Here is a 26433-nt window from a genome sequence, read left to right as displayed (position 1 = left end):
CGGGGAGGGCCTGAGCCCATTGTTCCCCAGGAGGCGTCCTGCCGGAAGGGACCTAAGTCCGCCGGCGATCCGCAGGGCGGCACCCGAAGTCTGGGCCCTGTTCCTGTCATGACCTTCGGCCCTACCCCTGAAAGCGCACTTGTTCCATTCTGGGGACGACGCTTGCAGGATGCCCGCAGGAGGGAATGCGGCAACAACAGTGAATGGAGCCGGCATGACTGCCCCTGAAACGCACCCCAGGATCATCGTTGGGGTGGATGGATCAGACGCCTCCATCGCCGCGCTCCGGGTGGCCCGGGCCATGGCGGAGCCCCTGTCAGCGACGGTTGAGGCCTGGGCCTGCTGGGACGTCCCGGCCGGCTACGGGGTTTACCTCGCCGTAGGGATCGAAGGGTTCAAGTACGCGGCCCACCAGGTCCTCCAGCAGGCACTGGAAGAAGCATTCGGGGAGCTGCCGGCCTTCGTGCATGCCCGCCTGGTACGGGGTAAGCCAGGGCCGGTACTCATCGACGCGAGCCGCAACGCCTCCTTGCTGATCGTGGGCAGGCGGGGACATGGGAGCTTTGTCCTTGGCTCCGTCAGTTCGACGTGCGTGAGCCATGCCCACTGTCCCGTGCTGGTGGTGCACGCCCCGGAGGCGGACGGCGCGGGGGACACCGGCCAGGCAAGCGCCCTGACGGGGAGCCCTGACCCGGCGGCCTGATTGCAGGCGCCCTGACTGACCGACCCGGCATCCCGCCGTCGTACGTGTCATCCCGCCCTAGTGGCTGTGCTGGCCGTCCCCATGATGGTGAGCCGCGCCTTCCCCCACCAGTTCGTGAAGCCCTTCGACTGCCTGTGCGAGTGACAGGCCGGGGGATTGGATGATGAAGGGCATCAGGAGGCGGTTCTCCTTGTCCAGGTGCAGGGCGAAAATCCGTTGGATGGCCCCGGCGGCCACGGCGGCAGCAACGCCTTCGGCGGTCCTGAGCTCTTCAACCAGGCCCACGATGACCTGATGCTCGGCCAGCATGCCGTCCACCAGCAGCTTCGCTTCCGGCAGGCCGTGGGGCCCGCTGTACAGCGGCCCTTCTTCTGCCAGGGCGTGCGGCACCAGCACCGTGTCGCACCAGTCCAGCAACGCAGCCTGCGTTTCCTGTCCGGCGGCAGGGTCCCATGCCTCCACGGCCTCCGTCAGCAGTCCCACCAGCGCGTTCAGTTGCCGCAGCATGTCGGCATGGTGGGCTTCCACCGCCTGCAGCGCACGCGCCTCGGAGCCGGCTTCCGTGCCGTTACCGCCGTTGGTGTTCATTCGTTGTTGCCTTCCAGTTGGGCGACATGCCGGTGGTTGGCCCGCAAGGACCAGCGGAGGTCTTTGATGGCCCAGTACGCTCCGCCGTTCATGACGGCGAAGCCTGCGATGCCCAGGTAGGGCGCCCGGACCACCAGGCCAAGGAGCAGGACGCCCACGCCCGCCGCGAAAAGCAGGAGTCCGCGCCTGACGCGGGTGCGAAGCGACAGTACGAAGGCATCCCTTCCGAGCAGGGCCGCGAATCCGGGGTCTTCCTCCTCCAGGCCATGGCCGATCAGTTCGAGTTCGCGTTTTTCAAATTCAGAGAGCGGCACAGCTGCACCCACTATCCATTGCCTGCGGGAACCGGAACTCAGGTACCCGGCTGGCCGCGCAGGACAGCCAGCCTGTTCCGGTATTCCGCGACGTCGATCTCGCCGCGCGCGAAACGCTCGGCCAGTACGTCTTCTGCCGTTAGTGGCGACGGGGGCCGGGGTGCACCCGGGGAGGGAGCCCGCAGGGAACGGGCCAGCAGGACAACGCCGGTGATGATTGCTCCCCAGACCACCACCATGCTGATGCTCATCAGGACATAGCCCCACAGGCCCATGCCGTCGTTCCAGCCGTACACGTCACGACCTCCGCTGAAGTGGAGGCGGACGCCAGCCGTCCGCCTTCCCTTCCAGTATTGGTTTCTGCCGGTGTCCGGGGCAGAGCCATTAGTCCTGTTCCGGGGCCGGGTACCAGGCTCCGGTCCTAGGCTGCCGGAATGTGCGGAACTTCCGCACCGGGGGCTTATGGCACTGGCGGTGGCGGCGCGGGCACGGTGAATCTGGATGAGCATCCGGTTCCGTTGCAGGGGAGTAAAGCGGGAAGGGAGGATGGCACCGTGGCCGTTGCGGACAGCACGTACGACGGCGGGACAGCCCGCCGTGCGTTCCTCACCCGCTGGGCGGGCTGGGTGACCCTGGGCGAGAGCCTGGGCTTCCTCGCCCCGGTCCTTGCCTGGTTTCTTGCGGCCACTGCCTGGCCGCGCGCGGAATTTGCACTCCTGGTACTGGCTGGCCTCGCCGAAGGAGCTGTCCTGGGATGGTTCCAGGTCCGCGTCCTGCGGAACCGGTTGCCGGGGATCTCCGCGGCCCGCTGGGTCCTGCTGACCGCGGTGGCCGCGGCATTCGCCTGGTCCGTGGGCATGCTGCCGTCCACCTTCGGGGAATGGCAGGACTGGCCGCTTCCGCTCCGGCTGACTGCGGGTGGCGCGGCGGCGATCCTGCTGCTCGGATCCATTGGCACTGCCCAGTGGTTTGAGCTGCGGCACCAGGTCCGGCGGGCGTGGCCGTGGATCGCCGGCAACGCCGCGGCCTGGGCGGCGGGTCTTGCAGCGTTCATGCTGGTTGCCCCGCCTTTGTGGCAGCCGGACCAGCCTGCCTGGCTGATCGCGGTGATTGGCGTAGGGGCGGCGGTCCTCATGGCGGCAGTGATGGCCGTGGTCACAGGCCTGGTGTTGCTGCGCCTTATGCCGGATGCTGCGGCCGCGGGGGATGAGCACTAGAAGCCGCGGCGCCGCAAACGCTTGTCCACGGCGACTGCCACGGATGCGAGCAGGGCCAGGCCAAGGATCCGCAGCCACGCTTCGCCGCTGATGGGGGCGGTGTGGAAGAGCCCGTTCATCAGCGGCGCATACGTGAGTGCCAGTTGGCCGGCCGCCTGCACCGCGACGCCGACCAGGAGCCAGCGGTTGCTGAACGGCCTTATCCGCCACGCCGGCCGGGTCAGCGACCGGCAGCTGAAGAGGTAGGACACCTCCACGGCCACGAAAAGGTTCACGGCGGACGTCCGGGCCTGTGCAAGAGAGGCACCATCGGCCAATTCATGTTCGAAGAGCCACCATGCCCCGGCGACGAGGAGGGCCGAAACGAGCAGGATCCGCACGGTAAGCGCCCACGTCAGGAGGGGGCGGTCCGGCGGCCGTGGCGGCCGGGACATCAGTCCTGGTTCCTTTGGCTCAAAGGCAAGCATGAGTCCAAGGGCAACAGCGGTGGTCATATTGATCCAGAGGATCTGGGTGGGCAGGATGGGCAGCGTTGCGCCCAGCAGGATGGCCACGAGGATCACCAGCCCCTCGGCCATGTTGGTGGGCAGGGTCCAGACGATGAATTTGGTCAGGTTGTCGAAGACATTCCGGCCTTCTTCAACGGCGGCCTCAATGGTGGCAAAGTCGTCATCGGTGAGGATGATGTCCGATGCCTCCTTGGCCACCTCCGTTCCGGTGCGTCCCATCGAAATGCCGACATTCGCCTGCCGGAGGGCCGGTGCGTCGTTGACGCCATCCCCCGTCATGGCGGCCACGTGTCCGCGGGACTGCAGGGCCCCGATCAGGCGGAGTTTCTGTTCCGGCGAGACCCGGGCGAAAACCGTGGCCCGTTCCACGGCATCGGCGAACTGGTCAGGTGCAATGACGTCCAGCTCCGCGCCTGTCAGGGCTGTTCCGCTGTCATGGTCGGCGGCCAGGCCCACCGCCGCGGCAACGGTTACGGCAGTCCGCACGTGGTCTCCGGTGATCATCTTGACCGCCACGCCGGCACGCCGGCAGGCCGCCACTGCCGCCGCGGCCGCTTCCCGGGGAGGGTCGTGCATGGCCTGGAGCCCGGTCAGGGTCATCCGGCCCCGCAATTGGATGGCGGAGAGAGGCCGGCTGTCCGGGGGAAGGCGCATCATGGCCGTGGCCAGCACGCGGAGCCCGCTGTCCGCGAGCGCATGTGCGGCATTGAGCGCGGCCTGCCTGTGGAGGGGCCTGTTGGCACCGTACCTGTCCATTTCCGTGCCGCAGAGGTCAAGGACCCGTTCGGCGGCGCCTTTGACGAACACCACGCCGGCTCCGTGCGGAAGCGTGGAAAGGTGCAGGGTGGCCATGAACTGCCGCTCCGACGTGAACGGCAGTTCCTGCTTCCGCGGGTTGGCCGCCAGGAAGCCGGATACGTCCATCCCGCCCTTCCCTGCTGCCACCAGCATTGCGGCTTCGGTAGGGTCCCCCCGTACGTGCCACCCCTGCCCCTCCCTGCGGACGGTGGCGTCGTTGCAGGCTGCACCGCCCAGGAGGGACCACTGCAGCGCAGCGTCCCCGTCCGCCGGGTGCTCCGCTGAATCCGCCACGTGCTGCCGGCCGCCGGTGTGCTGTGCTGCCGACGGGGCGATGCGTCCCTCCGGTCCGTAGCCGGAACCCGTAACGTCATACGTCCCGGAAGGGGTCCAGAGTGCCCGGACTGTCATCTGGTTCTCGGTGAAGGTGCCCGTCTTGTCCGAGCAGATCACCGTGGTGCTGCCCAGCGTTTCCACCACCGGCAGCCGGCGGACCACGGCCCGGCGGCGCGCCATGCGGCGGACGCCAATGGCAAGCGTCACGGTGACGGCGGCAGGAAGGCCTTCGGGGATGGCTCCTACGGCCAGGGCGACGGCGGCAGTAAACATTTGCCCCGGCTGCTCGCCATGTGCCAGCCCGGCAAGGAAGGCCACGGCGGCGAGGGCCAGGATGGCTATGGTGAGCGTCGAGCTGAAGCGTGCCAGTTTGACCGTTAACGGCGTGGCCACCGGCCGGACCGTCCCCATGAGGCGGTGGATCTCGCCAAGTTCGGTTCCGCCGCCGATGGCGACGACGACCCCCGCACCCGTGCCGGCGGTCACCAGGGTGCCGCTGTACAGCATGTTCCTCCGGTCTGCCACCGGCGTGACCGGGGGCAGGACCACCTCGTCCTTGGGCACGGGGTCGGATTCTCCCGTCAGCGCCGATTCGTCCGCCCGTAAGGCGGACAGGCGCACCAGGCGGAGGTCAGCCGGTACCTGGTCGCCGGCCTCCAGCAGCACAAGGTCGCCGGGGACCAGGTCCTCGGAGGGGACCTGCCTCCGTTCGCCGCCGCGCATGACGGTGGCGTGGGTGCGGACAAGCGAGTGAAGGGCGTCCAGGGCCGCTTCAGCCCGGACTTCCTGGACGAATCCGATCAGCGTGTTGACCAGCACCACGGCGAGGATGACGCCGGCGTCCAGGAACGCGCCAAGGACCACGGTGACGGCGGCGGCGGCCAACAGGACGTAGACCAGCGGGTTGTTGAACTGGCGCCCCAGCTTGCGGGCGATTCCCCCGCCCCTGGACCGGGGAAGCTCGTTCGCACCAAACTGGGCGCGCCGGCGCGCTACCTCTTCCTGGCCAAGGCCCCTGGCCGCATCCGTTTCCAGCAGCAGGACGACCTCGTGGACCGGCAGCCCGTGGTGTGCCGGATCAGGGACAGCGTCCGGTTGGCGGCCGGTGGAGGATGGTTCCGGCCGCGGGGGCTGCACGTGCCCGCGTCGGGAGGGCCGGGTCTTCGCCATGGTGCCGCGGCCTCACTGCCCCGGCAGGGCATCGAGCGTGGTGAAGCCGTATCCTGCGGCAGCGATGCGGTCAATGATCCGGGGGAGGGCGTCGGCGTCGAGGGTGGTGCCGTCGTCGGGATTGGACCCGATGTGCATGAGGACGATTTCACCGGGCTGCAGGCCGGCCTGGACGCGGTCGGCGACCGCCTGCACGCTGGAACCTCCACTGGTGCCTTTCCAGCCCAGGGTGTCCACGGTCCACCTGACGGCCACGTAGCCCAGGGAGTTGACTGCAGCGATGGTGCGTGCGTCCCGCTCGCCGTAGGGGAAGCGGAACAGCGGCCTTGGATCGGCGCCGGCTGCCAGGATGGCCTGCTCGGCACCACGCACCTGTTGGAAGATCTGGTCGTTGCCCAGTCCGGTGAAGCCCGGGTGGGTCATGGAGTGGTTGGCCACCCGGTGCCCGGCGGCCACGATCTGCGCTACGGCCTGCGGGTTGTTCGCCGCCCAGTTGCCGGTCAGGAAAAACGTCCCGGCGACCCCCTTGGCGGCGAGGGTGGGCAGGATTATGGGCAGTCCTGCCGCGTTGGCTCCGGCATCGAAGGTGAGGGCAACCACCCGGCCTGCCCCCGGGATGACGGTCAGGTCCTGGCCGCGGAGGGATTCCGGGAACGGCGCCGGTTGCGGGGGAGTACCCGGCTCCCGGGGTGGCGTTGGGCCGGCCGGTGGCTCCGTGAGCTGCGGTTCGGGAACCGGCGGCACGACGACCGGGGGCTCGACGGGAGCCTGGCCCGCTTCGGGTGTCTCCGTCTCCTGCGGCCCCGGCGCGGGGGTGGAGACGGTTGGGCTGGCTGTGCCGGGCTGGCTGGAGCCGCTGGGCAGCGGGGAGGGAGCCGTCGGTGATGCCGACGGCGGACCGGCCGAGGGCGCCGGGAGCAACAGGGCCAGTGAAATGGCGAGGACCACCAGGGCGGCGGCGAGCGCTATGGCGGGTGTCCGCCGTCGTGCCTCACTGAGCGGCAATGCCATCACCCGTCCCGGAGGTCAGTACCTTTCCCGCCCGGACGTACCGTTCAGGACTCCTTGGAGCTGTGGGCTCCGCTCTCGGGCGTGTGGACCACCAGTACCGGGCAGTGGGCATGGGCCACGATGGCGGAGCTGACGGAGCCCAGGAGCAGGCCGCCGAACCCGCCGTGCCCGCGGCGCCCCACCACGATCATGTCGGCGTCCCGGCTGGCGTCGATCAGCGCCTCACGCGGATGGCCGCGGACAAGGGTCGAGGTGACGTTGGCCGGCATCTCGGCGCCGAAAGCCTGCACCATCGCGTCTTCCAGGACCTTCTTGGCGCCTTCCTCGAAGCCCTCAATGCCCATCATGACGTAGCCCGAGTACACCTGCGGGTACTCCCAGCAGGCGATCGCCTGGACCTTGGCGCCGAGGGGAGTGGCGAGCCGTTGGGCCTGGCGAAGTGCCTCCAGGGACGGTTCCGATCCGTCGACGCCCACCACGATCCTGGCAATTGGTGCCCCGGCTATGCTCATGTCTGCTCCCTCGTCGGACCCTCGCTGTCAGGCCCATCATGCCCGGATGCCTGCTGCGGGGCTAGGGCCGAAGGTCACGGCGCCGCGGGGGCTCCCGCCGGTGGTGCCCCGGCCGGCGGAATCACCGGTTCGGGCCATTCAGGTTCGGTGGCTCCCTGGTCCAGCCGGAATGGCGGATATTCGTCCCGCATCAGCGCTGTGTAGGCAAGGACCCGGTAGATCCAGCGGTCGATGCCGAGGATGAAGTCAAACAGCGGGCGCTGGTAGCGGCCGGTGAACAGCAGGATCACTGCCGCGACCAGAACCAGCAGGCCCAGCAGGGACGGTCCCGCACTTTGCTCATAGGTGGCGCCAACGAAGGTGTTGTCCGCCCGCCACCGCCACGTGGTATTGGTAAACGCGGCCACCAGGAGCAGGTGCGGGATCGACAGGAGCCACCATTTCACCAGCACCAGCCCGCGGGACAGCCGTTCCGGGTAGTCAACGTCAAAGTCCGCAGGATAATTGGTGCGCTTGAGCGTAAACGGCGGGTAGAGGTCGGTGCCTACGGCGGCGTAGGCGTAGAAGGCCACCCGCCAGTTCCAGCGCATGACACCCACATTGAAGTCGAACAGTGCCCTGGGGTACCGGCCGGTGAACAGGATGGCGAAGCCCGCCACGATGGTGGTGATGACGAACGCAAACCAGAGGAAGAAGAGAAGGATGAAATGCGGTATGGCCAGGAACCACTTGACCAGCCACATCCATCGTGACAGTCCCGGATCGATGTCACCGAAAAGCCTTGCGGGGTAGGCGCGGCGGTCTTCGGCTGCCACGGTGAGCGGCTGCGGCGGGGGTGCCACTCCGGGTGCGGCCGGCACTGCCTGCATCCCCGGTCCGGCCATCCCAGGCGCCTGCATCCCCGGTTCCGCCATCCCCGGTCCCGCCATCCCCGGTCCTGCCACCGCCGGGCCGCCCGGTGATGGTCCAACAGGTGGCCGCCCGGCATGCCGGCCCAGTCCCATGGCGCCGAAGACGATGAGGGGAATACCGATCACGAGGGCGATGAGGCCGCCCACCAGCAGGCCTGTGGCTGCCGGCCTGATGAGGTCTGAGCGGAAGCCGGCCTGTGCCTGGACATCAACACCGGAGGAGGCATCGGCATTCATCACCACCACTTCCCAGGTGCCCGGGGTGATGTTCCACGTCAGCTCCTGCTCGCCGGAGCCTGAAACGGAGGCCGTCCAAAAGCGCTGGCCGGCCGGCGGCGATGCGGGGTTGCCGCCCGGAACGTCACGGTATTCGGCGCGGAAAGGCCGCTGCCGGATGTTCAGCAGCTCCGAGTGGTGCACACCTGACAGGTACTGTTCGACGTCGGCCTGCGGGCCGATGCCAATGAACACCGCTTTGTCGGGGATCATTGATGCAATCCGCAGCCGCAGGGTACCGATGTCGAAAGGAAGCCTGCCCGGCACATCCTCGCCGATGGCCTCGGCCCGCGGAGAGGTGAGGGCAAAGGAACTGACGGAAAAACGGGATGTGCCGGAGGTCAGGTATCCGTCCCCCTGGATCGATCCCACCGCCGATGCCACGGCTCCTCCCGCCAGCGCGGCCAGTCCCGGAAGAGAGATCAGGATGCCGAGGACCAGCATGATGATGGCGGCGGGTTTTTTCATGGCGTGGAACCTTCCGCTGTAGGGGAGGATGTGGAGCGGGAAGAAGGACCAGCAGGCGCTGCGGCCTAAAGGGGGCTGTGAACGGTGTCAGTACGGGTAATGATCGTGGGGCACGGGAGGTGCCTGAGCACGCCGTGTGCGGTCGAACCGAGCAAAAGGCGCTTGAAGGCGCCCCGGCCGCGGCTGCCCACCACAAGCAGCCGTGCCCCGGCGGCGGCCTCGACAAGGGCGTCCACCGCGTTTTTTTCCCTGTCGAGCCGCTGGTGCACGGTCAGGTCCGGGTAGTCTTCCTTGAGCCCGGCCACGGTTTCGGAGAGCACGACGCGTTCTTCGTCCACGATGAGGTCCGCGAGCGCCCCCGGCGTCAGGCCGGCGTCGATGATGGGGTCGGGCGCATTGACGGCATAAACGACGGTGAGTTCGTCTCCCTCGCGGTCGGCCTCGGCCGCGGCGAAGGCGACGGCCCGCGTTGCCTCGGCAGACCCGTCAACGCCGACCACCACACCGGACCTGCCTTCGAGGTCCTGGGTCCCGACGACGGCGACAGGGACTTTGGCGGCGGTCGCCACCTGGAGTGCGCGGTCGGCGAGGGCCCCGCCAAGGTGCCCGCTGCCGGAGCCGATGACCATCATCGAGGTCTTCTTCGAATACTTGGCCAGCTGGCCGCCCACGCTTCCGGTGAGCAGTTCCGTAGTCGGCGTGACCGTCACGGTTCCTTCGAGCCTGCCGGCGGCGGTCTTGAGCAGTTCCTCGCCGGCCTGCTGGAGGGTTCCAAACCAGGGGTAGGGTTCAGCTACCCACCGGTCGTCGACGACGTGGAGGATCACCAGCGGCAGGTGCGTCCGGTGGGCGCGGCGGGCCGCCCACAGGACCGCGGCCTGGCTTTGCGCAGAGTCGTTGGTGCCCACAGCGATGGGTTTCTGGGATGTCATGGCCGCACTTCCTGGTCGTCTTGAACTGGTCTTCCTGCCTTTCAAGACTGGCCCCGCCGCCACCGGCACTCTAGGGCCAAAAGTCACGGAAGCGCTGTTCAGGCCGCCCTGCGGCCTTGGCGCGCGGCCGGGAACCGCCGTTTGTCCGCTTGGGACGGAAATGCAGTGGCTGTTCACAGGCATACCGTTCCTCAGTATGCTTACTATTATCCGCCCGGAGCCCATGAGAAAGGCATCATCATGACTGAACAGAACGTCCCCGACGATGAGTTGGAAGTTGTGCAGGAAGACGACGTTCTTCTCGACGAGACTCCCGGCGCGGCATCGTCACTGGAGCTCGATCCCGTCAACGGGGAACCTGACAGCTACCCCGGGGCTGCAGAGAACAATCCGGACCGCTGGCAAGAGGACCCGCTGCTGCAGGACGAAGCAGTCTCGGGGGAGGAGCAGGACTTCCTGAGTGACCAGACGCTGCGGGACGAAAGCGCGGAGGCCCGGTACCGCTCCGGCGATGAGCAGGTTCCGCCGGACACACCCACGCTGGGTGAAGCAGCAGCCGACGTCGATTTCGGCGGGAATCCCACCGGCCTGGAAGCAGACGCAAGCGACGACGAGGAAAACTTTGGCGGCTCGCCCCTTAGTGAGTTTGAGCCGGACGACCTGGAACGCTAGCAATCCCGGGGCCGGGTGCGCCCGGGCCCGGTCCGCAGGGAAGGAGACCCATGCACTCCAAGGAGTTGTTGCTCGAGGCGTTTGACCGCCTCCCCGGCCTGGTGGGGCAGGTACTGGACGGGCTGGATGAGGAGCAGCTGCAGCTGCGTCCTGCAGGCCAAGGCAATTCCATCGCCTGGCTGGTCTGGCACATGGGACGGGTGGAAGATGCGCAGGTTGCGTCCGCCTCGGGATTGGAGCAGGTCTGGAAGGCCGAAGGATTCGTAACCCGCTTCGGGCTCCCGCTGGCGGACAGTGATACGGGCTACGGCCACTCAAGCCAGCAGGTGGACGCAGTCCGCGCGCCCCGGGAACTCCTGCGGGAGTATTACCTGGCCGTTCACCGGCAGACTGCCAGGGTCCTGGAAGGTATCGGGGATTCCGACCTGGACAGTGTGGTCGACAGGCGCTGGGATCCGCCCGTCACCCTGGGCGTGCGGCTGGTCAGCATCCTGGGGGACTGCCTTCAGCACGGCGGCCAGGCCGCCTACGCCAAAGGGTTGCTTGCAGCGTCAGATTCCAACGGTGCGTGAACTCGTAGTGCTGGGCACTGCGTCCCAGGTTCCCACGCGGACCCGCAACCACAACGGCTACTTCCTGCGCTGGGACGGCGAAGGGCTGCTTTTCGATCCCGGCGAGGGTACCCAGCGCCAGATGATCCATGCGGGAGTGGCGGCGGGCGCCATCACCAGGATCTGCCTTACGCACGTGCACGGGGACCATTGCTTCGGCCTTCCCGGGGTGCTCTCCGGGATGGTTTTGGACGGCGTGGCGCACCCGGTCCACCTGCATTATCCGGCGTCCGGTGACCAGGTGGTCAGGGCCCTGGTGGGTCTCAGCCCGCCCGGGCTTGACGTGAGGCTCCATCCACATGGCGGCGCCGGTGCCGTGGCGGACAGGCTTGAGGTCCGGCCCCTCAATCACCGCATCGAGACATACGGCTACCTGCTCACCGAGCCAGATGGCCGCACGTTCCTGCCGGAGAGGCTGCGGGCGGCGGGCATCGAAGGGCCCGACGTGGGCCTGCTGCAGCGCGAAGGGGTCCTCGGAGCGGCCAGGCTGGAAGAGGTCAGTATTCCCAGGCCGGGCCAGCGCTTCGCTTTCATCATGGATACCGCACCGTGCCACGGTGCCGAAGAACTGGCAGCAGGCACGGACCTGCTGGTGGCCGAGTCCACGTTCAGTGACGACGACGTCGGCCTGGCCCGGCAATACCTGCACCTGACCGCCGGGCAGGCAGGGGAACTTGCGGCGTCCGGGAAGTCCCGGATGCTGGTGCTCACCCACTTCTCCGCACGCTATGGCGACGGCGTCCCGCACCTCGCGGAGCAGGCACGGGCGCAGGCTCCGGGAACCACGGTCATTGCCGCTGAGGACCTGCAGCACATTGCCGTTCCCCGCCGCCGGCAACCGGCACGGGAAGCAGCGGGCGGAACTACGGCGATAGGGTTAAGCCATGACGGCAGCAGCTGAATCCACGGTCACTTTTGACGGCCGTTTCGCCCGGGAACTGTCGGAACTCGCCGTTCCCTGGCAGGCCGAGGAAGCCCCCAGCCCCGAGCTCCTGGTCCTGAACGACAGGCTCGCACGCGACCTGGGCCTGGACCCAGGGTACCTTCGCAGTCCCGAAGGGGTGCGGCTCCTGGTGGGCAACCACGTTCCGGCGGGCGCCACCCCGGTGGCGCAGGCCTACGCGGGCCACCAGTTCGGCGGCTACTCTCCGCTGCTTGGCGACGGACGCGCCCTGCTGCTTGGTGAGGTCACGGACAAAGGCGGCCGCCTCCTGGACCTCCATCTCAAAGGCTCGGGGCGCACGCCGTTTGCCCGCGCCGGGGACGGACGTGCCGTCGTCGGGCCCATGCTCCGTGAGTACGTGGTAAGTGAAGCCATGCATGCCCTGCACATTCCCACCACCCGCTCGCTCGCGGTCGTGGCAACTGGCCGGCAGGTCAGGCGTGACGGCATGCTGCCCGGTGCGGTCCTGGCGCGGGTTGCCGGCAGCCACCTGCGCGTCGGCAGCTTCCAGTACGCGCGGGCCACGGAAAACTTCGAGCTGCTGAAGCGGCTGGCGGATTTCGCCATCGGCAGGCACTACCCGCACGCTGCCGGCGCCCCAAACCCCTACCTGGAGTTGTTCGCCTCGGTGGTCTCCGCCCAGGCGGACCTGGTGGCCCGGTGGATGCTGGTGGGGTTCGTGCACGGGGTCATGAATACGGACAATATGACCATCTCAGGGGAAACCATCGACTACGGCCCGTGCGCGTTCATGGATGTGTTCAATCCCGCCGCTGTCTACAGTTCCATCGACGTCAGCGGACGCTACGCCTACGCCAACCAGCCGGTGCTGGCCGAATGGAACCTTGCACGGCTGGCGGAGGCAATGCTGCCGCTGATCGACGGGGACCAGGAAAAGGCGGTTGCCCCCGCGGTGGAGGTACTTGGCGGATTCCGCGGACAGTACAGCCAGGCGTGGTCCGGCGGCATGAAGGCCAAGCTGGGCCTGTCGGGGGATGCGGACAGCGACGCCGCCTCCGCCCTGGTGGACGGTGCCATTGCCATCCTGAAGGACGGGCCGGTGGACTACACCTTGTTCTTCCGGAACCTGGGCAAGGCCGCGCGGGGGGACCTCCGTCCCGTGCGCGGCATGGTCCTGGACCTTGAAGCGTTCGACGCCTGGGCGGAGCGGTGGCAGGCCCTGGGGCCCGACGCGGAACTGATGGACAGCGTGAACCCTGCCTATATTCCGCGGAACCACCTCGTGGAAGAGGCGCTGTCCGCCGCCACTGACGGAAACCTGGCTCCCCTGCAGCAGTTGCTCGAGGCCGTCGGCAGCCCCTTCGCCGAGCGGCCGGGCCTGGAACGCTACGCCGAAGGTGCCCCTGAGGATTTCGGCACGTACATGACCTTCTGCGGGACGTGACTGTTCAGCGGTACGGTGCGGAAATGACAGGAGGGCGGCAGCCGGGAATACCCGGCTGCCGCCCTCCTGTCTAAGAACAGCTTTGCTGTTTAGTACCAGCCTGCTGCTGCCAAAGCGTTGCGAAGGCTAGGCTACGCGGACTGCGGAGTAGCCGCCGAGCCAGCTGATGGAGTGGACCTCGGTGCTGTAGCCGTTGACGCCGCCGCTCACAACCTGGCCGTTGCCGGCGTACACGCCCACGTGGCCGGAGGTGATGATCAGGTCGCCGGGGGCGGGAGCGCCGACAACGGTTCCGTACTGGAAGAACTGCGTGGGGGCCAGGTCGCCGACGGACTTGCCGACGGAGCGCAGGGCCTTCTCAACCATTGCGGTGCAGTCCTGGTTCACGCCGACCTGGCTGTAAGCGGATGCCAGGATGGCAGCGCCGGTCCCGGTGCCGGTGGACGCCGCCGGGGCGGCTGAGGCGTAGGACATGTTCATGCCGGTGTTTGCCGGTGCGGTTGCGGCTGCCGTCTGGACGGGAGCTGCTGCCGGCGCCGGGGCTGCGGTGTGGCCAGCGCCGGGGATCTGGATCTGGTCACCGGGGTAGATGATGGAGGACAGTCCCAGTCCGTTGGCGGCCAGGACGTCGTTGAGGCTGACGCCATGGGCGGCCGCGATGGCCCCGATGGTGTCGCCGGACACCACCGTGTGGACGGTTCCTGCTGCTGCGACGGGTGCTGCTGCCGGGGCAGGTGCGGAGTATGCCTGGACGCTGGTGTTCTCAGTGGTGTCCGGGCCGGTGACACCTGCATGGGCCGGGGCTCCGACGCCAAAGGCAATACCGGACGCTGCAGCAACGGCAAGCGCCGGACGGCCCAGCGAACGGGCCTGGGACTTGGCGGTTACGGCGAGGCCCTCGAGCACAATGGAGCGGGCCGGAGTCGCGCGGTGACGGGCAGTGGTGGAAATTTTTGACACAGTTGATCGCCTCTCCCATGCCTGCGGGGTGAGCTGTCGGGTTCGGGCTGGAGATACCCGGCCGGTAGCTGGCTCCGCGGGCGGAGGCGCTAACGACTTAACCCCAAGGCCACATGTGGCCGTAGAAACTTGGTTCCCCCGTCCCTGCCAAACGGAAAGCGGTTGAATCCCATGATCAGCGGCAGGGCTCGGCATGCTGACGGGAATGTCCCGTCTGAGAGGGACACCAAACGACCATAACCCGCGCTGCCCCCGATTGTCACATTTGGATAACATACGAGGCTCCCCTCTCAATTGCGCAAACGTCTTGATGTACTTCGCATTTCGGGCGGTGACCTCGACCGATGCAGGCAGGGTCTTTATCGCTGCAAACGGTAACAATGTGGCCACGGACGCGCCCTCGGGGGCCGCGCCGGACGGTAAGCTTCGGGACTATGCCCCTGTTCGTGACCAGCCGAGGGATCCCGCTCCTCGGTGGCGTGCTGGCCATCGCCCTGGCCGCCGCCACCGTGCTGCCGGCCGCAGCGGAGGAGCCGCCGCCCGGCGGATATCCCTCCTGGTCGGATGTGCAGCAGGCGCAGTCGTCCGAAGCGGCAAAAGCTGCAGAAATTGCCACCATCGACGGGCTCTTGACCGGCCTGCAGGCGCAGTCGGAGGCAGCCGGGGACGCAGCCGTACGGTCGGCCGCCGAATACGCTGCCGCGGATGCAGAGCTCCAGTCCGCCACATCACGCCTGGAAACCCTGTCCGCACGGGCCGCCCGCGCAAACGACGAAGTGGCCCGGTACCGGAAGGACCTCGGCGCCCTGGCCGTGCAGTCGTACAAGACAGGCGGGACCAACGCCGGGTTCTTCGTGGCGCTGGACGCCCTGGGGACCAACAGCGTCCAGGGCCTCAACCTCGTCAAGCTCGTGGGGGACAAGACGGCCGCGTTGGTGGTCAAGGCGGCGGCGGCCGGAAAGGTATCCGCTGCCCTGGTGGAACAGGAAAAGGTTGCCAGGAGCGAACGGGAGCGCCTGTCCGGGGAGGCAAAGGCAAAAGCCGGGGCAGCCAGTTCCGCCAGGGACGCACTGGCACGGCAGGTGGCCGAGGAGCAGCGGCACGGCGGCGAGCTAACGGCCCAGCTTGCCACCCTGAAAGGGACGACGGCGGCGCTTGAGGGGGAGTACCGCCAAGGCCAGGCTGCGCTGGCTGCCTACGAGGCGGCCCAGGCGGCCAAGCGCGCCGCAGCGGAGGAGCAGGCCCGCCGCCAGGCCGAAGCGGCCGCCAGGGCCGCCGCGGCGGCCGCCCAGCAGCCCAGGCCGCCCGCACCAGCCGCCCCAGCCGCCGTGGGCGGCAATCCTGTCCCGGTGAATCCAGCCCCTGCCAATCCTGTCCCGGCCAACCCTCCGCCGGCCAACCCTCCGCCGGCCAACCCTGTCCCTTCCGTTCCGGAGGCGCCGCCAGCCGAGCCGGCCCTGCCCAGCCCGCCCGCCGTCGTCGTGCCTTCCATTCCCGGTGGAGCGGTCAACGATCCGGCAGGGGCGAAAAGCTACGCGTCCGGACGCCTTGCCGCTTTCGGCTGGGGCCAGGACCAGTTCCTGTGCCTGGCCCAGTTGTGGACCAAGGAATCCAACTGGCTGACCACCGCCACCAACGCGTGGTCCGGGGCCTACGGAATTGCCCAGGCACTGCCGCCCGGCAAGTATGCCAGCGCCGGGAGCGACTGGCTGACCAGCTACCGGACGCAGATCGAATGGGGCCTGGGCTACATCCGTGACCGCTACGGGTCGCCGTGCGGGGCATGGAACCATTCCGTATCCCTGAACTGGTACTGACTGACGCGCTAGGCTTTCCCCATGCCAGATTTCGAACGGTTCCGTGCACTGCTCGAAGAGGAGCGGACGCGGCGGATGGCGCTGCTGCCGGCGCTGCGGGCGGACATCGACGCTGCGAATTCGGCCCGCCAGGACTCCAACGTCGACGACGAACACGATCCGGAGGGCGCCACGATCGCCTTCGAGCTGTCACAGGCATCGGCGCTGCTGAAACAAAGCTCGGCGGGGCTGGACCAGATTGAAGCTGCCCTGGCCCGGCTGGCCGCGGGGACCTATGGCATCTGTGCGGTGTGCGGGGAACCCATCGCCGAGGGCAGGCTGGAAGCCCGGCCCTGGACCCCGTTCTGCATCCACCACGCCTCCGCGGGGCGCGCGCGGTGACCGGCACAGCGGACGTGGTGTCCGCTGCGGCGGAATTTGTTGACCGTACCCTCCAGAATGAGGGCGCCTGGTACCGCGCGGACGACGTCGCACACCGCCCGGGCGGTGTGCTGGCCTCGTATGGTTCCTCCGTGGGCGCCGTCCGTGGAACCGTGCGCGACGCCCTGCGCAAATTCACGGACCTGGACCACGACGCAACCGTGATGCTGGCCTCTGCCCTCTGGGGACAGCCGGGGCCCGGCTCCCGCCCGGTTTTCGAGCGCCGCCTTGCCGCCGTGGTGCTGCTGCAGTCACGGGTGCGGCTCCTGCAGCATTCGGACCTGACCCGGCTGGAAGGCTTCCTCCGCTCCGCCCACGCAGCGGATCTGACCGCGCCCCTGCTCTCCGATGTCCTGATGCCGCTGCTGGCAGGGCTGGGGGAGCGTGAACGGCAGCGGGCCCGCGGTGTGGTGGAACGGTGGAGCGGGGACCCGGACCCCCATCTTCAGGCGGCGGCCGCTGCCCTCATGAAGGAACTGACTTTCTAAAAGCGGACGAATGAAGGAGATCCACATGAATGAGCCGTTTGATCTTGGGCGATTTGTTGCCGCCCAAAACACCGGCGGAACCTATGACCAGGCGTTGGGGGAGCTGCAGGTCGGCCGGAAGTCCGGGCACTGGATGTGGTTCATCTTCCCGCAGATTGCCGGGCTGGGGCAGAGCGCCATGTCACGTAAATACGCCATCTCTTCACTGGCTGAAGCCCGGGCCTACCTGGACCACGAAGTCCTGGGCCCGCGGCTTCTCGAGTGTGCCACGGTCCTGGCCAACCATGCCGACCAGCCGGCCGAGGACATCTTCGGTGGCATCGACGCCAGGAAACTCCGATCCTCCATGACACTGTTCCTCCGGGCAGCACCCGGAGAAACAGTGTTCAAGACTGTCCTGGCCCAGTTCTTCAACGGCGAGCCGGACCCTGCCACCGACGAGCTCCTGGCGGCGCAGGACGCAGCCGGCTGACCACACGGACCGGGGCAGCCGGAGCGCGGCTGGCTGCTAGGGCGTGGGGCTGCCGCCGTTGACGTTCAGCGTTTCGCCCACGACGTAGCTGGACTCCGGCGACGCCAGGAAGACGTAGGCGGGGGCCAGTTCGGCGGGCTGGCCGGCACGGCCCAGGGGCGTGGACTGGCCGAACTCCGGCAGCTGCTCCTTGGGCTGGCCGCTGCTGACCTGCAGGGGCGTCCAGATGGGGCCGGGGGCCACAGCGTTCACCCGGATGCCCTTGGGCGCGAGCTGCTGGGCCAGGCCCTTGGTGAAGTTGTTGATGCCCGCCTTGGTGGTGGCATAGTCCACCAGGGTGGGGGACGGGTTGTAGGCCTGGATGGACGTGGTGTTGATGATGGTCGAACCCGCAGGCATATGCGGCACGGCGGCCTTGGTCACCCAGAACATCGCATAGACATTGGTCTTCAGGGTGTAGTCGAACTGCTCGTCGGAAATGTCCTGCAGGTCCTCTTGGGCCACCTGTTTCCCGGCATTGTTGACCAGGATATCCACCCCGCCCAGGACCGCCACCGCCGTTTCCACCAGGTCGCGGCATGCCGCCGAATCCTTGAGGTCAGCGGGCACCTTGACGGCCTTGCGGCCGGCCGCTTCAATGATCCCGGCGATGCGCGAGGCGTCCGCTTCTTCCTGCGGCAGGTAGGACAGCACGACGTCGGCGCCTTCCCTTGCAAAGGCGATCGCCGTCGCGGCCCCGATGCCGGAGTCCGCGCCGGTGACGATGGCCCGGCGGCCTTCCAGCCGGCCGGTGCCGCGGTAGGTCTCCTCGCCCAGGTCGGCCTTGGGTTCGAGTTCTGCATCCAGCCCCGGCTCGGGCTGGTGCTGCCTGGGCGGGGAGATTTTTTCGTAGGCCGTCACGGGATTGCGGAAGGTGTACTGGTCAGTCATGGTGGTCCTCCTGGTCGTGCGGACACGGGCTGGTTCGTCGCCCCGGGTACTGAAGCAGCCCGCGATTTGCGCCGTTACAGGAAAGCAAAAAGCTAAGCATGCTTACGGTTCCTAGCCTAGGCAGAGAGGCGGCCTCATGCCAAGCGGCATGGCGGGTCAGTCACGCTGGACCGTGACCAGCCGGACCTCGGCCAACTGACCGCCGTCGACCGTGGCCTCCATGAACGTGCACGCCGGCTGGCGGCGGCGGTCCGTAGGCGACCCGGGGTTCAGCAGCCGCAGGCCGTTCGGCGACACCGTGTCCCACGGGATGTGGCTGTGGCCGAACACCAGGACATCGGCGTCGGGAAAGAGCGCATCGCACCGCACTTCGCGGCCCTTGGCCGGCCCCGTCTCATGGACCACCGCAAAGCGGACTCCGTCCAGGTTGGCAGTTGCCGTTTCGGGCAGGCGCCGGCGCAATTCGGGCCCATCGTTATTGCCAAAAACACCCAGCAGCCGGTTGCTCCGGCGTTCGAATTCGTCCAGCAGGGCTGCCTCCACCCAGTCGCCCGCGTGGAATACGGCATCGGCATTTTCGACGGCGGACCACACCTGTTCCGGCAGGTCCCTGGCGCGTTTGGGTATGTGGGTATCGGCGAGCAGGATGAGGTTCAACGGCATACCGGAATCCTGCCATGGTGCCCTGTTCCCACGCGGCCACGAGTCGTAATCTGGGGGCTGGGAGGTGATTGCCATGGAGGCAGCCCAAGGCGACCGTATCGTCGTGCACGGCAGGACCGTGGGGTCCTCGGACCGGCATGGGGTGATTCTTGAAGTCCGTGGCGAGGGCGGCAGCCCACCATATGTGGTCCGCTTTGACGACGGGCATGAAACCGTCATGTATCCCGGCGGTGATTTCGCCGTCGACCACGGAAACAAGACCTGACGGGGCCGGCGGGATTCCGCCCGCCCCCTGACCCGCCCCCGCCTGGCCCGCCGGTGCTTCACCTGCGGGTGCTTCACCTGTCAGACTGGAGCGATGGATCTCTTTCCGTCCGCCAGCACGTCCTCCACTCCGCCGCCGCGCACCGGCCCGCGCGACCCGGGCGACGCATGGGTGGAGGGGGAACGCGGCCGGTACTGGGGCAGGTTCGGCGCGGCCGGCGTCCTGGCCTACGACCCCGGCAAAGGTGTGCTGCTGCAGCACCGCGCCGTCTGGAGCCACAACGGTGGAACTTGGGGCCTGCCCGGCGGGGCACTGCACCAGGGCGAGGAACCGGTCGACGGTGCCCTCCGCGAAGCCTACGAGGAAGCTGCCGTCCCGCCGGAGAGCGTGGAAGTGCTGTTCACCTCCGTGCTGGACCACGGCTACTGGTCCTACACCACCGTAGTGGTGCTGGTGCGGGAATCCTTCGAGCCCGTCATCAGCGATCCCGAAAGCATCGCACTGCTCTGGATTCCCACAGCCGAGGTGGACGCACTGGAGCTGCACCCCGGATTCGCGGCGTCGTGGCCGGACCTGCTGGCGCGGCTGGACACCCAGGATCCCTGATAAGCCTTTCCTGGACTGCCCACCCTGGAAGTTGGACTGACGGACCGGGCTGCCCTGCGGGCGGGTGTAGGTATCCCTGGCGCGAAATTAGGTACCCGGTACTGGTGCTGTCCGCATGTGCAGGCCGTTATGCTCCAAGCTACGGCGAAGTCGGGGCTGCTTGATCTCTGGGCAGGTAAACCGGACAACCACCGTATTAGCCCTGACATGTCCCATTTTTGGGGCCATCTCCGGTTGGCTGAATCTACATCCCAGCCACGAAGCAAGGTTGGTGAGCCAGTTGTCCATTCCTCTCCTGTCACCGGGTGCCACGTCACAGCCAGGCTTACTGCCGGGCCGGACTCCTGCGGGTGTCCAGATCCCTGCCACTACACGGCGACATCAATATCCTGCATTCTTCGGCATGGTGGCGCATGCGGCGCGGGAGCGCGTCCTCCCGGTACCCGGGCGGCGTGAGGACCAAGATGCCGCGCTCGGCCGCCGGTAGTGCCTTCGCCCGGCTTCGGGGCAGCCGGGCCCAGGATCCCCGCCATGCCCTGGCGCCCCAGGCAGGAGACACCATGACCGCCGTGCTCGATGCCCCCGGACGCAACGGTGGGCGCCTGCGGCCCCGCGATGTGGTCTTCGCACTGGCAGGTGCCGTATCGCTGGTGCTCGCCGCAGGGGCGGCCTCCACCGTGGACCTGCCCGTCAACAGCGACCTCGGGCTCGTTGCCGTCCTGCCCTATCCGTACTGGATAGGGCTCCTGCTGATCAATCTCACCTTCATCGCGGCGCTGCGGGGGGACGCCCGGGGCCCGGCGGGCCGCGCAGTGATGGTGTGGCTCCTCGCAGTGCTGGTTGTGGAGCTGTTTGGGACCGCAGCGTTTGTGACCGACATACCGCGGGGCGAAGTAGCGTTCAGGCATTTGGGCATTGCCGACGCACTATCAAGCACGCAGGTCATAGATCCTGACATTGACGCGTACTTCAACTGGCCGGGTTTCTTTGCCCTCCTGGCCACGGTCATCAAGGCATCCGGCCTCCAACCGGTGAGCATAGCCCTGTGGGCTCCTGTGTTCGACGTTGGGCTGTGGCTCATGGCCCTGGCAGTGCTTACCCGGACCTTGACCGCTGATCCGCGACGGCGTTGGCTGGTGCTCTGGCTTTTTTGCCTGGGGAACTGGCAGGACCAGGACTATCTGTCCCCGCAGGCCTTCGCTTTCTTCCTGTACCTCATCCTGATCGCACTGCTCGTCGGACCATTGGCCGCGAACCCCGGCACTTTCCGTGGCTTCCGGCCCGCCGACCTGGCGGTTTGGTGGCGGGGCCGGTCCCCCTGGGAGCAAAGGCCGCAGCACCGGGTGAGCGCTTTCGTGGTGGCCCTCCTGCTTGTCGCTGTGATCTGTGCAAGCCACCAGCTGACACCCTTCATGATGCTCATTGCCATGACCGCCCTCAGCCTCAGTGGGCGTCTCTGGTCCAGCCGGCTGCCGCTGATCACTGCTGTGGTGCTTGTACTCTGGTTGGTTTACCCGGCAAGTGCCTATCTCATTGGACACCCGCCCCTTGAGGACGCAGGATTCCAGGGTGCGGTTGCGGCTAATGTCGTTGACCGCGTCACCGGGACCCCGGGCCATTCGCTCGTAGTGAAAGTCCGAATGGTCCTGACCCTCGTGCTGTGGGTCCTCGCGGCGGCAGGGGCGGTACGGGACTGGCGTAGGAAGCGGCTTGACATCCGGGTGGTCCTGCTTGCAGCCACCCCGCTCCTGCTGTTCCCGATGCAGTCATACGGCGGGGAAATGCTCATCCGCGTCTCCCTGTTCGCGCTGCCCTTCGTCGCCCTGCAGGCGTCCTCGGCCCTGCTGCCAAGGGAGGGCGGCACGCGCCTTCCTTTCCTGGCCGTGTTGGCCCTCGTGCCCACCTTCCTGCTGCTGACCTTGTTGATCGAGACCAGCAGGTTCGGGAATACGAAGTTCGACATCTTCACCGACAGTGAGATGGCCGCCGTGGCCGAAGTGGAGCGGATCGCGCCTCACGGGGCGGCCATTATTTCCGCTGCCCACCCAACACCATGGCGCAGCGATGCCTACCTGGAACACCGGTACCGGACCATGGACGAGTTGTGCCGGCGGGACTTGTCAGCAGCGAGCTGCGGCCCAATCTTCTATAACTACGGCCGGCACAACCCTGCCGGCGCCTTCGTGCTGCTCATGCGGTCAACAGAGGCAAGCCTCGAGCTCCAGGGCCAGAGCACCGAACGCAACTCCAAGGAATTGGAAGACTGGCTAAAGGCCCAAGGGGGCGTGGAGCTCATATTCAGTAACGCCGACGCCCGAATCTACCGGTTGCCGTCGCCCTGATCATTTAGTAGCCCTCGCCGTACTCGGCGGTCACCAGGATGGGCAGGTGGTCCGAGTTTCCGCGCGGCAGGGTTTCCACGCTGGTGATGTCCAGGCCCAGGGACGTGGCAAAGTCGAAATGACCCTTGAACACCTTGTACCTGGTGTAGGTCCGCCTGTTGCTCAGCGAGAGGGCGTACCCCGAGTTCTTCATATGCATGTCCAGGTTCTTGGTGAAGAACGGATAGTTGAAGTCGCCCACCATCAGGGTCATCAACCCCTTGCCCATGCTCAGCAGTTCGGCGTGGGCTGCGTGGATCTGCTTCCTGCGCAGCGAGTTCGATGCGGTCAGCGGGGCAGCGTGGAACGAGCCGATCACCAGTTCATGCTGGGTTTCGTTGTCCATCACCCGTGTTCCGATGAGCCGCTCATGGGCCGGGGCCAGCACCCGGTCATGCATGGATTTCTTTAAGGCGAAGGATTGCGTGTCCAATGCCGTGAACCGGGTGGTGCGGTAATAGATGGCCAGCCCCAGCCGGTTGCCCTTGGTGACGTCGGCCAGGTGCAGGGGACCAAGGGTCTCCGGCAGATCGCTGGAATCCACTTCCTGCAGGCACAGCGCATCGATGTCATGGTTCCGTGCCAGGGCAAGAAGCTCGCCGCTGGCCTTGTGCTTGCGGAGGTTATAGCTGATGACGCGCATGGAACCTCTTTTGGGTTGCTGACAGGACCAGTTCCTGAGTCTAGTCCGATTGGCACCCGCACCCTCCAACATTTCGTGGCCTTGCCGCAGCGTGCCTTCCACGGCCGGAGGATAGAGTTAGTGCCAATTCACTAAATTCCGTAAGGGGCCAGCCTTGACTGCAGACCTGTCCGAACTCGCCGGGGGCAACTTCTATTACCAGGACCTTGGCGGCGGCCTGTTCCGGTCCACCATCCACGCCCAGGGCGCCTGGAACGCCCACGAACAGCACATGGCTCCCGCTTCCGGGTTGATGGCAGATGTCCTGGAACGGCACCAGCCGCGCGGGGACATGCGGATGGCCCGGATCAGCTACGAAATCCTTGGGCTGATTCCCGGCGGCGAGTTCCGCATTGACACCACCACCCTGCGGCCCGGCAGGACCATCGAACTGGTCCAGGCCGAGCTGGTGGCCGGGGGCCGGACCGCGATCCGTGCCACCGGCTGGCGCCTGCAGACCAGTGACACCGCAGGGGTGGCCGCCGTCGAGGACGCGGCGATACCGGGGCCCGATGAATGCAAACCCTATGACGGCTCCGCCGTGTGGCCCGGAGGCTACATCCGGTCCCTCGAAATGCGGGTGGCCGAAGGGCACCGGCCGGGCGCCGGGAAAGTATGGCTCCGCACCGACCATCCGCTGACCGACCGGGCGGACAGCGGTGACTTCCCGCGGCTCATGGGTCTGGTGGATACCGCCAACGGCATTGCCGCCCGGGTACCTCCGGGCAAGGACAGCTATGCGTTCCCCAACCTGGACCTGCAGATCCACATGTACCGCAGGCCCGAGGGGGAGTGGCTGGGGCTGGACAACGCGGTGTCGTTCGGCCGCGACGGGATCGGGCTGACCTCCACCGTGCTGCACGACCGGCAGGGCCCGTTCGGCCGCGCTGAACAAATCCTGACCCTGCGCAAATCCTGACCCGGCGCACGTCCTGACAAGTACGCGGGCGGTGGCCGGCTGCTGGTTGTCCGCGGGCAGCATCCTTGCTCCTGGTATGGTGCGCGGCGTATATCGCTGAGTATCGTTGTATATCGTTCGCGATCGGCAAAGGAGTCCATCATGCGTGCTTCACACCCCACAGGGGGATTCGGCGGAAACAATCTGGACGGCATGTGGCAGGCCGTGGAGGAATTGCGCGCCCGTTTCGACAAACGGGTGGGAACCCGCGCCGGGAAGGGAGAGGTGCGGGCAGCGGTGCTGGCACTGCTCGCGGAACGGCCCATGCATGGGTACCAGATCATCCGGGAGATCGAGGAGCGCAGCGGCGGCAGCTGGAAACCGAGCGCGGGTTCTGTCTACCCCACGCTGCAGCTGCTGGCCGATGAAGGGTCCATCAGCGCCGAGGAATCCAACGGGCGGAAGATCTACTCGCTGACCGAAGCCGGCCGTGAGGAGGTGGCGGCCCAGCGGGGATCTGCGCCATGGGATCCGGCGGCCTCCATGGGCGGAGGCGGCATCGCTTCCCTTCCCAAGGCCGGGATTGAACTGGCCCAGGCTGCGGCGCAGGTAGGCCGAACCGGTTCAGCGGAACAGGTGCAGCAGGCAGTGGCAGTGCTGGACGAGGCCCGCCGCCGGCTCTACGCCATCCTCGCCCGGGACTGATCGGGTGTCGTCGATCCTCCAAGCCAGGGACGACCCGCAGCGCCCGTTGAGGCAGCACCGCGGGCGCTACCGGCGGATCCTGCGCTTCGCCGCCTGGAACCTTGCAACCACGTGGTGGTTTGAGCTGTTCCTGCCGCGGATAGGGCTTGGTGGCGTCGCCGCCCGGACGCGCTCCCGGAGGATGCGGCAGTTTGCCCGGCGGTTCCATGACCTGGCCGTGGAACTCGGGGGCCTGATGATCAAGGTGGGCCAGTTCCTGTCCTCCCGGCTCGACGTCCTGCCTCCGGAGATCACCAAAGAGCTCGAAGGGCTGCAGGACGAGGTGCCGCCGGTGGCCTTCCCGGGAATCGCCGCCCTGGCGGGACAGGAACTGGGTGCACCGCCGGACCAGGTTTTCGCCTCCGTGGACGAGTCTCCGATTGCAGCCGCCTCGCTGGGACAGGCCCACCGGGCCCGCCTGGACCCCCTGGATGCCGGGGACACTGGACTGGATGCCGTGGTCCTGAAAGTTCAGCGTCCGGGCATCGGCGCCATCGTCGACGTCGACCTTGCCGCGCTGCGGAAAGTGGCCGGCTGGCTCAGCCACGTCCGGCTCGTCTCCCGCCGCGCCGACATGCGTGCCCTGGTAGAGGAATTCGCCATGATCAGCCTGCAGGAGATTGATTACCTGCACGAGGCAGTCAACGCCGAGCGCTTTGCGGCTGACTTTGCCGGTGATGACCGGGTGGCGGTACCGGAAGTTGTCTGGGAACGGACAACCCGCCGTGTACTCACCCTTGAGGATGTCACGGCCATCAAGATCACCGATGCCCGTGCGCTCCGTGCCGCGGGCATCGATCCCGCCACGGTGGCCCCGGTTTTTGCCGCCATCATGTTCGACCAGCTGTTCACCAACGGCTTCTTCCATGCGGACCCGCACCCTGGGAACATTTTCGTCACTCCCGTCCGTGCAGGCGCAGGCGAACGCCCCTGGAAACTGACGTTCATTGACTTCGGCATGATGGGCGAGGTTACCCCATCCACGCGCAGCGGCCTGCGGAAGCTCCTGATCGCAGCAGCCGCACGCGACGGCAAGGGACTCGTGGCGGCGATCAACGACGTCGGCGTCCTGATGCCGTCGGCGGACAGCGTGGGCCTGGAACGCGCCATGACCCAGCTCTTTGCCCGCTTCGGCGGCATGGGCTTTGCCGAGCTCCGCGAAGTCGACCCCCGGGAGTTCCGGGATTTCGCGGTGGAGTTCGGCGACGTGGTCCGCTCGCTGCCGTTCCAGCTGCCGGAGAATTTCCTGCTGATCATTCGAGCCATGTCCCTGACCTCCGGTGTGTGCAGCGCGCTGGATGAACGTTTCAACCTCTGGGACTCGGTGGAACCCTACGCGGCGCAGCTGCTGCGCGACGAGCGCGGCAACGTGGTGCAGGACGTGGCCCGGCAGGCGCTCGATGCCGCCGGTATTGCCTTGCGCCTGCCCGGCAGGCTGGACGCGCTGGCCGGCCGGCTTGAGGAGGGGTCGCTGGAGGTGGCTGTTCCGCGGCTGGAGCGGCAGGCGGCGCGGCTGGAACGGGCGGGACGGCGCGCGGCCTCCGCCGTGGTTTTCGCTGCCCTGCTGGTGGCCGGCGCCATCGTCCGCGCCGACGACCTGGCGGCCGGGAACGCGCTGATGGCCGCGTCGTCCCTTCCGCTGCTGCACGCCCTGTGGGCCGGGCGCCGGGTTCGTTAAGGCGGTTGCCGCCGTCGGGCGTAACCTAGGGATGGCCTGCCCGCACCCGACCC

28 protein-coding genes and 1 riboswitch are annotated in these 26433 nt (G+C 67.4%); of the genes, 16 read left to right on the top strand and 12 right to left on the bottom strand.

Annotated elements, in window-relative coordinates; genetic code table 11:
• Positions 1-214 precede the first annotated feature (214 nt).
• Complete coding sequence (locus LDO86_RS10950; RefSeq protein WP_018769385.1) at positions 215-703, top strand: universal stress protein; 489 nt, start codon at positions 215-217, stop codon at positions 701-703.
• A 57-nt stretch (positions 704-760) separates the two neighbouring features.
• On the opposite strand, the gene LDO86_RS10945 is transcribed toward LDO86_RS10950, so the two are convergent.
• From LDO86_RS10945 to LDO86_RS10935, 3 genes are read right to left on the bottom strand one after another with little or no spacing between them, the layout of a single operon-like run.
• Complete coding sequence (locus LDO86_RS10945; protein ID WP_018769384.1) at positions 761-1291, bottom strand: hemerythrin domain-containing protein; 531 nt, start codon at positions 1289-1291, stop codon at positions 761-763.
• Entirely contained in the window at positions 1288-1605 is a 318-nt protein-coding gene (locus LDO86_RS10940; protein ID WP_018769383.1) for a DUF3040 domain-containing protein, read from the bottom strand. Before LDO86_RS10940 ends, LDO86_RS10945 begins: the two co-directional genes overlap by 4 nt.
• A gap of 38 nt (positions 1606-1643) precedes the next feature.
• Positions 1644-1901 (bottom strand): hypothetical protein, encoded by a 258-nt coding sequence (locus LDO86_RS10935; RefSeq protein WP_018769382.1) that lies wholly within the window; start codon positions 1899-1901, stop codon positions 1644-1646.
• A 258-nt stretch (positions 1902-2159) separates the two neighbouring features.
• Between LDO86_RS10935 and LDO86_RS10930 the strand changes: the two genes are divergently transcribed.
• A complete protein-coding gene (locus tag LDO86_RS10930; protein ID WP_018769381.1) occupies positions 2160-2822 on the top strand; it encodes a hypothetical protein in 663 nt (220 codons plus the stop codon).
• Here LDO86_RS10930 and LDO86_RS10925 read toward each other — a convergent pair.
• From LDO86_RS10925 to LDO86_RS10905, 5 genes are all read right to left on the bottom strand, one after another.
• Complete coding sequence (locus LDO86_RS10925) at positions 2819-5635, bottom strand: HAD-IC family P-type ATPase (RefSeq protein WP_081620194.1); 2817 nt, start codon at positions 5633-5635, stop codon at positions 2819-2821. The genes LDO86_RS10930 and LDO86_RS10925 overlap by 4 nt on opposite strands.
• A gap of 12 nt (positions 5636-5647) precedes the next feature.
• Positions 5648-6646 (bottom strand): polysaccharide deacetylase family protein, encoded by a 999-nt coding sequence (locus LDO86_RS10920; RefSeq protein WP_018769379.1) that lies wholly within the window; start codon positions 6644-6646, stop codon positions 5648-5650.
• A gap of 44 nt (positions 6647-6690) precedes the next feature.
• Positions 6691-7158 (bottom strand): universal stress protein, encoded by a 468-nt coding sequence (locus LDO86_RS10915; RefSeq protein WP_026265783.1) that lies wholly within the window; start codon positions 7156-7158, stop codon positions 6691-6693.
• A 74-nt stretch (positions 7159-7232) separates the two neighbouring features.
• The gene (locus LDO86_RS10910; RefSeq protein WP_018769377.1) at positions 7233-8813 is read right to left on the bottom strand and encodes a DUF4389 domain-containing protein; all 1581 of its coding nucleotides are present in this window, start codon (positions 8811-8813) and stop codon (positions 7233-7235) included.
• Positions 8814-8878: 65 nt separating this feature from the next.
• A complete protein-coding gene (locus LDO86_RS10905) occupies positions 8879-9745 on the bottom strand; it encodes a universal stress protein (RefSeq protein WP_018769376.1) in 867 nt (288 codons plus the stop codon).
• A 240-nt stretch (positions 9746-9985) separates the two neighbouring features.
• On the opposite strand from LDO86_RS10905, the gene LDO86_RS10900 reads away from it, so the two are divergent.
• From LDO86_RS10900 to LDO86_RS10885, 4 genes are read left to right on the top strand one after another with little or no spacing between them, the layout of a single operon-like run.
• Positions 9986-10417, top strand: coding sequence for a hypothetical protein (locus LDO86_RS10900; RefSeq protein ID WP_018769375.1), 432 nt, complete (start codon positions 9986-9988; stop codon positions 10415-10417).
• Between the two features lie 50 nt (positions 10418-10467).
• The gene (locus LDO86_RS10895; protein WP_018769374.1) at positions 10468-10989 is read left to right on the top strand and encodes a DUF664 domain-containing protein; all 522 of its coding nucleotides are present in this window, start codon (positions 10468-10470) and stop codon (positions 10987-10989) included.
• Positions 10982-11929: a ribonuclease Z gene (locus LDO86_RS10890; RefSeq protein ID WP_224083980.1), complete on the top strand. Its 948-nt coding sequence runs from the start codon at positions 10982-10984 to the stop codon at positions 11927-11929. The genes LDO86_RS10895 and LDO86_RS10890 overlap by 8 nt, the downstream gene beginning before the upstream one ends.
• Positions 11913-13376 (top strand): protein adenylyltransferase SelO, encoded by a 1464-nt coding sequence (locus LDO86_RS10885; protein WP_018769372.1) that lies wholly within the window; start codon positions 11913-11915, stop codon positions 13374-13376. The genes LDO86_RS10890 and LDO86_RS10885 overlap by 17 nt, the downstream gene beginning before the upstream one ends.
• 126 nt (positions 13377-13502) lie before the next feature.
• Here the strand turns inward: LDO86_RS10885 and LDO86_RS10880 are convergent, their stop codons facing one another.
• Positions 13503-14336, bottom strand: a complete 834-nt coding sequence (locus tag LDO86_RS10880) for a LysM domain-containing protein (protein ID WP_018769371.1) — start codon at positions 14334-14336, stop codon at positions 13503-13505.
• Positions 14337-14339: 3 nt separating this feature from the next.
• Positions 14340-14510, bottom strand: a riboswitch (cyclic di-AMP (ydaO/yuaA leader).
• A gap of 260 nt (positions 14511-14770) precedes the next feature.
• Here LDO86_RS10880 and LDO86_RS10875 point away from each other — a divergent pair.
• From LDO86_RS10875 to LDO86_RS10860, 4 genes are read left to right on the top strand one after another with little or no spacing between them, the layout of a single operon-like run.
• Positions 14771-16153: a lytic transglycosylase domain-containing protein gene (locus LDO86_RS10875; RefSeq protein ID WP_018769370.1), complete on the top strand. Its 1383-nt coding sequence runs from the start codon at positions 14771-14773 to the stop codon at positions 16151-16153.
• Positions 16154-16174: 21 nt separating this feature from the next.
• On the top strand, positions 16175-16534 hold the full coding sequence (locus LDO86_RS10870; protein ID WP_018769369.1) for a TraR/DksA C4-type zinc finger protein: 360 nt from the start codon (positions 16175-16177) through the stop codon (positions 16532-16534).
• Positions 16531-17061 carry a DNA alkylation repair protein gene (locus LDO86_RS10865; RefSeq protein ID WP_224083979.1) on the top strand — a complete coding sequence of 177 codons (531 nt, stop codon included), beginning with the start codon at positions 16531-16533 and terminating at the stop codon, positions 17059-17061. Before LDO86_RS10870 ends, LDO86_RS10865 begins: the two co-directional genes overlap by 4 nt.
• A gap of 25 nt (positions 17062-17086) precedes the next feature.
• Positions 17087-17533, top strand: coding sequence for a DUF1810 domain-containing protein (locus LDO86_RS10860; protein WP_043424958.1), 447 nt, complete (start codon positions 17087-17089; stop codon positions 17531-17533).
• A gap of 36 nt (positions 17534-17569) precedes the next feature.
• Here LDO86_RS10860 and LDO86_RS10855 read toward each other — a convergent pair whose 3' ends face one another.
• Together LDO86_RS10855 and LDO86_RS10850 are read right to left on the bottom strand one after the other, a co-directional pair.
• Positions 17570-18463 carry a glucose 1-dehydrogenase gene (locus LDO86_RS10855; protein WP_018769366.1) on the bottom strand — a complete coding sequence of 298 codons (894 nt, stop codon included), beginning with the start codon at positions 18461-18463 and terminating at the stop codon, positions 17570-17572.
• A 156-nt stretch (positions 18464-18619) separates the two neighbouring features.
• Positions 18620-19126, bottom strand: a complete 507-nt coding sequence (locus LDO86_RS10850) for a metallophosphoesterase (RefSeq protein WP_018769365.1) — start codon at positions 19124-19126, stop codon at positions 18620-18622.
• Positions 19127-19199: 73 nt separating this feature from the next.
• Between LDO86_RS10850 and LDO86_RS10845 the strand changes: the two genes are divergently transcribed.
• The 3 genes from LDO86_RS10845 to LDO86_RS10835 all read left to right on the top strand — a co-directional run bounded on the left by LDO86_RS10845 (position 19200) and on the right by LDO86_RS10835 (position 22339).
• The gene (locus LDO86_RS10845) at positions 19200-19391 is read left to right on the top strand and encodes a DUF1918 domain-containing protein (RefSeq protein ID WP_026265782.1); all 192 of its coding nucleotides are present in this window, start codon (positions 19200-19202) and stop codon (positions 19389-19391) included.
• 93 nt (positions 19392-19484) lie between these two features.
• Positions 19485-19997, top strand: coding sequence for an NUDIX hydrolase (locus LDO86_RS10840; RefSeq protein ID WP_018769363.1), 513 nt, complete (start codon positions 19485-19487; stop codon positions 19995-19997).
• A gap of 413 nt (positions 19998-20410) precedes the next feature.
• On the top strand, positions 20411-22339 hold the full coding sequence (locus tag LDO86_RS10835; RefSeq protein WP_224083978.1) for a glycosyltransferase: 1929 nt from the start codon (positions 20411-20413) through the stop codon (positions 22337-22339).
• 4 nt (positions 22340-22343) lie between these two features.
• Here LDO86_RS10835 and LDO86_RS10830 read toward each other — a convergent pair whose 3' ends face one another.
• Positions 22344-23021 (bottom strand): endonuclease/exonuclease/phosphatase family protein, encoded by a 678-nt coding sequence (locus LDO86_RS10830; RefSeq protein ID WP_018769361.1) that lies wholly within the window; start codon positions 23019-23021, stop codon positions 22344-22346.
• 154 nt (positions 23022-23175) lie between these two features.
• Here LDO86_RS10830 and LDO86_RS10825 point away from each other — a divergent pair, with 154 nt between their 5' ends.
• The 3 genes from LDO86_RS10825 to LDO86_RS10815 all read left to right on the top strand — a co-directional run bounded on the left by LDO86_RS10825 (position 23176) and on the right by LDO86_RS10815 (position 26380).
• Positions 23176-23979 carry a thioesterase family protein gene (locus LDO86_RS10825; RefSeq protein ID WP_018769360.1) on the top strand — a complete coding sequence of 268 codons (804 nt, stop codon included), beginning with the start codon at positions 23176-23178 and terminating at the stop codon, positions 23977-23979.
• A gap of 141 nt (positions 23980-24120) precedes the next feature.
• Positions 24121-24663, top strand: coding sequence for a PadR family transcriptional regulator (locus tag LDO86_RS10820; RefSeq protein WP_018769359.1), 543 nt, complete (start codon positions 24121-24123; stop codon positions 24661-24663).
• Between the two features lie 4 nt (positions 24664-24667).
• Positions 24668-26380: an AarF/UbiB family protein gene (locus tag LDO86_RS10815; RefSeq protein WP_018769358.1), complete on the top strand. Its 1713-nt coding sequence runs from the start codon at positions 24668-24670 to the stop codon at positions 26378-26380.
• Positions 26381-26433: the final 53 nt, after the last annotated feature.

This window comes from Arthrobacter sp. StoSoilB19 (genome assembly GCF_019977275.1).
In the GTDB taxonomy this organism is placed as follows: Bacteria; Actinomycetota; Actinomycetes; order Actinomycetales; family Micrococcaceae; genus Arthrobacter.
The sequence above is the reverse complement of the archived record's forward strand: the minus strand, read 5'-3'. Positions and strand labels throughout refer to the sequence as shown.